General features: G+C 30.2%; 9 protein-coding genes. All 9 read left to right on the top strand.

Annotated features, from left to right (window positions below; all coding sequences use genetic code 11):
- The first annotated feature begins 312 nt into the window (after positions 1 to 312).
- Positions 313 to 948, top strand: a complete 636-nt coding sequence (locus tag FC07_RS04900) for a sugar transferase (protein WP_057904009.1) — start codon at positions 313 to 315, stop codon at positions 946 to 948.
- Positions 949 to 971: 23 nt separating this feature from the next.
- Positions 972 to 1,964, top strand: coding sequence for a glycosyltransferase family 2 protein (locus FC07_RS04895; protein ID WP_057904008.1), 993 nt, complete (start codon positions 972 to 974; stop codon positions 1,962 to 1,964).
- Between the two features lies 1 nt (position 1,965).
- A complete protein-coding gene (locus tag FC07_RS04890; protein WP_057904007.1) occupies positions 1,966 to 3,117 on the top strand; it encodes a glycosyltransferase in 1,152 nt (383 codons plus the stop codon).
- Between the two features lie 24 nt (positions 3,118 to 3,141).
- Complete coding sequence (locus FC07_RS04885) at positions 3,142 to 4,278, top strand: EpsG family protein (protein WP_057904006.1); 1,137 nt, start codon at positions 3,142 to 3,144, stop codon at positions 4,276 to 4,278.
- Between the two features lie 15 nt (positions 4,279 to 4,293).
- Entirely contained in the window at positions 4,294 to 5,142 is an 849-nt protein-coding gene (locus FC07_RS04880; protein ID WP_057904005.1) for a beta-1,6-N-acetylglucosaminyltransferase, read from the top strand.
- Positions 5,143 to 5,159: 17 nt separating this feature from the next.
- A complete protein-coding gene (locus tag FC07_RS04875) occupies positions 5,160 to 6,158 on the top strand; it encodes a glycosyltransferase family 2 protein (protein ID WP_057904004.1) in 999 nt (332 codons plus the stop codon).
- A gap of 1,178 nt (positions 6,159 to 7,336) precedes the next feature.
- On the top strand, positions 7,337 to 7,627 hold the full coding sequence (locus tag FC07_RS16385; protein WP_083483206.1) for an acyltransferase: 291 nt from the start codon (positions 7,337 to 7,339) through the stop codon (positions 7,625 to 7,627).
- Positions 7,628 to 7,686: 59 nt separating this feature from the next.
- Positions 7,687 to 8,424, top strand: coding sequence for a glycosyltransferase family 32 protein (locus tag FC07_RS04870; RefSeq protein ID WP_083483205.1), 738 nt, complete (start codon positions 7,687 to 7,689; stop codon positions 8,422 to 8,424).
- 12 nt (positions 8,425 to 8,436) lie between these two features.
- A partial coding sequence (locus FC07_RS04865) for a lipopolysaccharide biosynthesis protein (protein ID WP_420835653.1) occupies positions 8,437 to 9,483 on the top strand: 1,047 nt, incomplete at its 3' end.

Raw genomic sequence — 9,483 nt, 5'->3', positions numbered from 1 at the left:
TTGGTCCAAAATTGTGCGGTATGCCGATATTAAACCTCGTATGAATAATTCGGGTATTAACATATGCTATTTCAATATTTGTAAGACTGATTTATGAATATCGGTTAAAGCTTGATGTTTCGGTATTTGTCAAGTGGAAAAATCTCCTGTTTCAAATAAAATTTGTTACAGGAGCTGGTAATTTCCACTGATAATGCACAAATTATGAATTAATTATGAACTTTTAGCAGATATCGCTTGATTAGCACTAGGTTCGGGGAAACTTGGTTAACAAGCATGAAAAAAGTTGAGTTGGAAGAGGGAAATTTACGAATGGAAGCCAATAACTCCAGTGTACAGCGCATCAGTCGGGTCAGTTCTTTTTACGCACATTATACAAAACGGGCCATTGATATCGGTATCGCAACCGTTGCCTTACTAATTTTGATTATTCCGTTTATAATTGTCGCGATTGCCATTAAAATGGATTCAAAAGGACCGGTTATTTTTAAACAGCAACGTGCGACTAAGAATCAGCAATCATTTGATATCTATAAGTTCCGTAGTATGAGTACGGAAGCACCACACAATATGGCAACCGCTGATCTTGACGCCACTAGCTATATTACCCGTGTCGGGGCCTTCCTTCGTAAGACAAGCATTGATGAGCTCCCGCAGTTGATCAATGTTTTACACGGTGATATGAGCATTATTGGGCCACGGCCAGTCCTAACCACAGAAACACACTTGTTAGAATTACGCCATAAGTTTGGTTGTGATTATGTGTTACCAGGAATTACTGGCTTAGCTCAAATTAGCGGTCGTGATGAAGTTGATGATTTAAAAAAGTCTCAGTTGGATGCTCAATATGCGGATCATTTAACGCTGGGGATGGACGCTTGGATTGTAGTTAAGTCTGTCGCTTATGTGTTGGGACAAAAAGGGATTCATGAAGGTAAACAAGGATGATTTTAGGAGAAGTATAAATAAAAATGTCTTCAGCTAACGATAAACCATTGGTTACAGTGATTGTACCAGCATATAATTCTGCTGAATATTTGTTTAAAAATGTGACTAGCATTATTCAGCAAACGTATAAGAATATTGAAATTATCATAATTGATGATGGATCGACTGATTCTTCAGACGCTGTCTATGATAAACTTTCTAAGTCTGATTCGAGAGTTAGGTTATTTTCACAACGTAATTCAGGATTGTCAGCTGCCAGAAATGTAGGGCTACTTAATGCTAGGGGCTCTTTTTTGATGTTCATGGATAGTGATGATTTTTTCTTGAAATCAGATATGATTGAATTATGTATTGAAAAAATAATGCATGAAAAGTCAGAGCTATTGATATTTGGATTTGAATTATTTTATAGTCGTAAAGATACGAAAATAAGACATGTTACCTCAGATGTAAATGGTATGTATTCAAGTGTTTGGAATAAGGTATATTCCAAAAATCTAATTGAGAAGCTTGAATTTCCAGTTTCTAAATATTATGAAGATATGGGATTTGTTCTGAGATGTGCTTTAAGAGCAACAAAAGTGAGCGTTATTGATCAGCCATTTTATGCATATGTTCAAAGATCTGGAAGTATTGCTTCTACTAATGGTCGATATTTACAGCATATTGATATTATTGATGTTTTGAAACCGGTATTTTCAAGTGAAGAATATTTAGAGGCTAGTACAAAATTAAAGCACGAAGTTGAAATGTTTACAAATTATCAAATTATAACACATATAATTGTGATGTTTTATGAAGCACCAAAAGCATTAGATATTAATGAGGATATTCAAAAACTGTTTTGTTTTCAAGATGAAATTTCATTAAGTCCTCGACTAATGTTTAGAACAACACCAGTTAGCAATTATTTCTGGAATATCATAAATAATTTGATTAAAACGAAATCGAATTTTATGGTAACGAAATTTGTTATTCTTGTAATTAATTTGATTAGAAGTAAATGGAGAGAGTGAATTGAAAAAAGTTATTTTTGTGGTTACTGAATTGCGTTTAGGTGGAAGAGAAAGAGTTGTAGGAAGTATTGCGGATTCACTTTTGAAAGAAAATGATGTTGAAATTTTTTCAATGTGGAAAAATCGTCCTTTCTTTTCGACTAAGACAAATGTAATTTGGAAAAGTGAAGATACGACTATGCCGATAAGCATACATTCACGTGATTATAAACAATTGAATCACATGATAGGTGCTGTAAAAAATAATATAATAATTCCTCTCGCGAAAAAAGTTTTCTCATACGCCTTATTGCAGCGATTAAGACTCTTTGATTTAATTCGATATATAGATCGAAAAAAAGTGGATACAATTGTATTAACAGACTTAACGATTACTTTTGCACCTTTAATACGTAAAAAGTGTCCCTCGGTACGTATAATTGGCTGGGTTCATATGGAGCCAATTGCTTTTTTTGAAGAACAGTATAAAAATTATAAAAAAGAGCTAATAAGGGGTATGAATGAATTAAATGTATTAGTTACTCTAACAAACAAACAAGCAATTAGTTTTTCGAAATATACTAGTTCAAATGTGATATTTATATCTAACCCCATGCCAAATAAGTCGATGTATCAAAGTGATTTACAAAAACACATTATCACGGTTGTATGTCGAATTGATATTGTACACAAAGGATTAGATAGGCTTATTGAAGTAGCTAAAGGATTACCAAGTGATTGGGAAATTCATATTGCAGGTAGTGGTTCCTATGAGAATGAAACTAAATTCAAAGAAATGATCAACGAAAACAAATTAAATGATAAAGTTATTTGGCGAACTGCTATTGATGGAACTGAACTAGATAAGTTTTATGCAGAAGGTTCGTTGTTCTTGATGACTTCAAAATTTGAAGGATTTCCGTTAACAATTGGTGAAGCGATGAGTCACGGATTGCCGATTATCGCTTTTGATATTGATGGTACAAGAACTATTCTAAATGAAGGTAAATATGGCTGTTTGATTGAAAATGATAATGTATCAGATATGATAAACAGAATCAAATTATTATCTGAGTCTTTTGAACAGAGAAAAAAGCTTTCAACTCTTTCTCTTAGAAGAATTAAGGATTTCTCGATAAGTGAAATTGGCAATAAATGGAATGATATATTATAAAAATTTCAGTTTGGGGGAAGGATAATGCTTTTATATTTTAGTATATTATTTCCATTATTTATTTGGACGGTTGGGGAAATATTTTTGAGAATATATTCGAATGGTAATAATTTGAGTGTTTTGGTTTCAAAATCTTATAAAGGCAGTTCACTTCTTTTTTTTGTTTTTTCGGTCTTTTTTATTGCTTTAGTTGGTTTTAGAGGTAGTACGGGATCGGACACACTTACTTATAAGACTTTTTTTGATACAAATTTGTATCCTGATACTATGGAAAAGGGCTATATGTTTTTGTCGCAGCTTTTTAGCAGGCTAGGGATATCATTTACTGCATTTCAAGTGTTTATCTCAATATTAACTTTTTTACCGATTTTTATAATTTATTATAAAAAGTCATATTCATATGCCGTAGTCTTTTTACTTTTCTATTTAAATGCACTTCCATTTTATGCTATTAATATTTCTAGACAGATGGTTTCAGTTAGCTTTTTTATGACAGGTTTTTTTCTGTTAATTAGTAGTAAGAAATTTAATAGTTTTATTAGTCCAGTATTTTTTTACATATCGTTTTTATTTCATAAGTCTATGATCATTGCAATATTAGGGTTGGTTTTAATATATATAATTTACTTTTCAATGAAGAAGTATGATAAATCCCATTATTTGTTGGGTGTTTTTTTGATAATTGTAATCATACTTTTTTATAAATCGGTATTTATTTATAATATATTAACATCGTTAGCCAATAATGGGGCTTTATCTGATTACACTAGTTTTGTAACAACTTCATCAGCTGCATATGATTTAGTGGATAAGAACTTTCCAACTTTAATTATGACTCTGATTGAATCAATAATATTTCTTCTTCCGGTTTTTAATAGTAATAAAATGGACAAAGAAACACGCATTTTGAGTAGCGTTTTCTTTGTTCTAGTTTTTGTTCAATCCATTCAAGTGGGGTGGATAACTGAACGTTTAACTCAATATTTTATTCCGTTTACACCCATATTAGTTACGAGGATTTTATACGAATCAAGCAATAGCAAATTATATGTTTTTTTTAAATATGTTGCATTAGTACTTTTTTGTATGGCTGCATTTGTGTGGTTTTATAGAATGGTTATTCATAATTTTGGAACCATCTATCCATATTATGGAATATAAGGGAGAGATGTTATATTGTTTAAACAGGCTATTTTGGTTGAAGGACATGGAAACCCTAATATAACACAAGCAATGATTAATTTATTAGATAGTGATTCGATTGATTTTTACATTCATTGGGACTTAAAGAGTGCTAAGCCATCTTTTTTGTCTAATTATTCTAAAATTCATTTGGTGCCTAGGCGTAAAGTATATTGGGGAGGTCAATCTTTAACCTTTGTCACCCTTGATCTAATAAAGTTTGCTATTCAAGGCGAGTATGATTTTTATCATATAGTATCTGGACAGGACATGTGTCTTATGGATAAACAACACTTTGAAACTTTTTTTAAAAACCATTATAAAAGCAATTTCATTGATTTACATAATACATCAGAATATTTATGGAGAGTGAAATATTTTTATTTTTTTGAAAAACTAAATATTCCCCGAAGATTAATTTATGAGTTAGCATTAATGAATGCAAAAATTCAGTCATTTTTGAGAATAGATAGATTAAGAAACAGAGGGAGTTTACATATTGGTAAAGGAGAACACTGGGCTTCTATAAATAAAGACTTGGCGAAAAAGATATGTAATAAGAGTTCTTTTGAAAAAATCAAAGCTATTTTTAAAGATACATTTATTAGTGATGAGATGTGGTTACAGACTGTTGTTTTAAATCCTGATTATTTTTTTGATAACGGTAGTGCTATTTTTAATAATGCTGAAAAAACACGTCTAATTGATTGGAGTAGGGGAAATCCATACGTTTTCAATGAAGAAGATTTTAAGAACCTAGTAAATGAATTGAATGGCGAGTATGCATTTATCAGAAAAGTAGAGCCTAGTTTAGCTAAAAAAATAGCATTGGCCTTAAAGTAAGGAATGAATAAATTATTATGAATGATGTGCTTCTTTCAATTATAATTCCAATTTATAATACTCAAGATACGATTATTCAACTTGCAGATAACTTAAAAAAATTGAATTTCGATGATATAGAAATTGTTTTTGTGAATGATGGATCTACAGATGATTCTATGAAAGTATTGAGATATAATTTTAAGGATTTACATAGTAATTTTAAATATAAATTTTTAAATAAATGCAATGGTGGATTAAGTGATGCAAGAAACTTTGGATTAAATAATTCTAATGGCAAGTTTGTCTGGTTTATAGATAGTGATGATTTAATAGATATTAAATCAGTAAAGATAATATATGAATTTTTAAGTACTCATCAAACATGTGATTTATTGTTATTTTCATATAGATTATTTGAAAGTTATTCAGAAATCAATCACACTATAGATACGGATAATGGTGAATTTCATTATACAAATTCTGAAAAGTTATTAACTAAATTATTTTTACGTCAATTAGATAATTACAGCTGGTCATTTATAGCGTGTAAAAGTTTATATGTACAAAACAATATTCAATTTCCCAAAGGAAGAAATTTTGAAGATTATGCAACTACTTACAAAGTGTTTTCTAAATCAAAGAAACCAGTCGTTTTTTCGAGAATAACATATTTTTATCGGTATAGAAAAGAGTCAATAGTACATAGTTCTGTTAAATTAGTAGGTAATGCGAAAGATATATTATTCCATAGTAAAGTAATATTAAAAGATTTAGATAACAGTTTGTTGGCTAGACAGTTTGTCTTTTCTTTTTTATTATATGCGGTAAATTCTTTGCAACAGAGCAGAACGAATACTTCTACGCGCTTGGTTATGGTTATTGATAAAAAAATAAGAGCGTTTCATACTAGCGATTTTCCTCTTAAAAAGAAGCTCATTATTATTTCATATAGATGTAGTTTATATAAAATAATAAAAAAATGGAAGCTTAAAAATATTTTGTTGACTACAATAGATTGCTTTAAACATAATTAGTTAATTTGCATGATGTAGTCTTTTAATATTAATTGAATAATTTTAAAGTCCAGATTAAATTACATGAAAAGGCCTGTATTGTGATAGTCTCTAAGATATCCAAATCAGAAAAAATCGTAGATGTAGGGCAAGCCCAAAGCCATTTCCAAATCTAAAATGGAAGTGCAACCTTAAGTAAGTCATGCAAAAAGGTCATGGAGACCTATACTTTAATTAACCATAGATAAGGAAATAAGATCCTCATTGACTCAATCAAAATCTAACACGAACAACAATTATAAACAACTCTAGGATATCGAACACAGCAGCGGGGAAAGCTATCTATCTTAAACATCGTGTTTGATTGCCATGAAGTTCCTGCAACGCTGCGTATCCTCTTTTAATACTATGTAAAGCCTTGAAAAACACATTTGCGTTGATAGTATCGGCTGGAAAAAAAGCATTAAACTATTGGGGGACTTCTATTGAGCAGTGCCCCAATAGAAGTCCTAAACTCAATCTAATTGGAGATTGGGAAGGTGATTTTATTAAAAGTAAAATATTGCTAATGGGCCATTCGTAATGATGTTAATGGAACGTTTGAGTTATATCAATCTATCGCTCAAAGCTGTTATAATTCACTGCAGTGTATCATTAAGTAATACGCTGCGGATATTTAATAATGGTAGTGGATTTTCAGTACTCAATCAAGTGAATGGGACATAAATCTATTCTGTCCATCCTGACTCGACAGGGAAACGTGGAGTAACGAAAATTAGCATGTCCTAATTTGTGAACATTTACCGAAAAGTAAATACTTTAGAGATTACAGTGAAGTCTTCAGAATCTTTTTACCATTCATACTCAAACTACATTAATGAATCGGTTTCATAAGCTGGTTTATTCAAGAGTGTTACACTTAATTTGAAAATTTGGGAGAATAAATAATTAGTTAGAGTTTTAGAAAAGAGTAAAATATTAATTATAGAGAGTGTGATTAAGTGATTGTTGCTAAGCTTGAAACAATTTATAAGCGAGTAAGATGTGCGGTGAAAAAAGTATATTATTTTTTGAAATATAATAAAAAATTGAAAATTGGAAAGAATGTTTTGTTTTATAAAAACTTTTTTTTGTTTGCTTCTGGGTATTTAACTATAGGTGATAATTGATTTTTTAATGATTCCTGTTCAATCAATTGTATGAAATCAATAACAATTGGAAATGATTGTATCTTTGGGAAAAATGTCAATTTTTATGATCATAATCATGTTTATAATCGCAAAGGACTAATTAGAGATAGCGGTTTTTCTACAAGTGAAATTATTATTGGTAATAATGTCTGGTGTGGTACTAACGTTACAATTTTGCCAGGTGTTACTATTGGAGATAATTCTGTCATTGGTGCGGGTTGTCTCGTGTACAAAGATATACCAGAAAATTCGATAATTATAAATAAACAAGAATGGATAATAAATTCTGTTTTAAAGTAGTTAGCTTTGCAAAGTTATAGCTTTTTCTTTGTAAAGAATATTTAATGAATATATAAGAGATGAGGGAAATTGTGATTCCTAGGAAGATTTACTACGTTTGGATTGGTAACAAAAATAAGCCTGTGTCAGTAATTAGTAATATTGAATCATGGAGAAGATTGAATCCAGAATATGAAATAATTGAGATTAATGAAGATAATTTTGATATTAGTTCATATAAATTTGTTTCTCAAGCATATGACCAGAAAATGTGGGCTTTTGCTAGTGATGTAATGAGAATTGATACGATTTATAAAAATGGTGGAATTTATCTAGACACTGACGTAGAAGCAATAAAGCCATTTGACAAATTAATAGATTCTAGTAGCTTTTGGGCATTGGAAAATACTGGTGCGGTTGCTACGGGATTAGTATTTGGTGCTACAAAAGAAAATCCAATTTTAAAGGATATATTAGATATCTATACTGATTTAAATTTTAATATCGATAATCAATTTGAAACCATGACGGTTCCAATTGTAACAAACGTGTTAAAGAAATATGGACTGAAGTTTAATAATAGAAAACAAATTTTAAAGTCTGGTGCAGTCATTTACCCAACACCTTATTTTGCCCCGATTCATTTTTGGGGGGGCGGTAAAGTATCGAAAAAAACGATTACTGTACACCATTACGCTGCTTCTTGGTTAAGTGAATCTCAAAATAAATTAAATTTAAAAAATTTCAAAAGATCGTTAACATTATATATTCCTAAAATTATCAGGATTATAGATATTTTACGCGGGAAGTCTTGGTGAGGAGCGTTTCTAATGAAAAATAGAACGGAACATTCAAGAAGTAATGCTGTCGCAGCAATAGCAAACTTTATTATCTTGCTTCCTACTCAGTTTGTATTAAGATACTTTATCGCTAAAAATTTTGGATCCAGTTATATGGGACTAAGTGGACTTTTTTCGAGTATATTAAGTTTTTTGAATTTGGCAGATTTGGGAATAGGTGTTTCTATTTCATACGCACTATATCAGCCTTTATCGGATAAAAATATAAATCTCATAAGTTCACTTATGAGATTGTATAAGAAGATATATGTATCAATTGCATTTTTGATCTTCTTTCTAGGTATTTGTTTATTACCTTTTTTAACATATTTTACGAATGGAAAATATGTTGGAGTTGGGAATATTTATATTATTTTTATATTAATGTTAGCGAGTTCAGCATCTACATATTTGTTTGCATATAATCAATCTTTATTAGTTGCTGATCAACGTAATGACGTAGTTTTATGGACGAGTGCAATTGCAAATTCAATAATATTAATTGTTGAGGTTGTAATTATTCATATTCAACATAGTATTTACGGATATTTAAGTGCTACCATTTTGCTTTCTTTACTGTATAATTTTCTGCTATCAATTTTTGTGAACAAGAGATATGAGTTCACTTCTAATTATGACCCTATTTCACCAAAAATAAAATTGGAGTTAATACATAATACTATTGGAAATTCACTATCTAGAATTAGTGGTGTTGTTGTAACTGGATCTGATAATATATTAATTTCGATGTTTGTTGGTCTTTCAGCAGTTGGTCAGTACGCAAACTATTCAATTGTTATTTCTGTACTACAACGCTTTTTATCTCAGTTGTTTAATTCTATTCAAGGAAGTATTGGAAATTTTGGCGTTAATAGAAATGGTGAACAAGGAGAGCGTCTTTTTTTCGAATTACAGTTTATAAATTATTGGATAGTTTCTATTATTTCAACAGGAATTTTATTTTGTATCAATCCACTTATTCTTACCCGAATTATTCATACGAGGTTTAATATCGGCATACCGCACAATTTTGGACCA

The sequence above is a fragment of the Loigolactobacillus bifermentans DSM 20003 genome (assembly GCF_001434575.1).
Taxonomy (GTDB): domain Bacteria; phylum Bacillota; class Bacilli; order Lactobacillales; family Lactobacillaceae; genus Loigolactobacillus; species Loigolactobacillus bifermentans.
The sequence above is the reverse complement of the archived record's forward strand: the minus strand, read 5'-3'. Positions and strand labels throughout refer to the sequence as shown.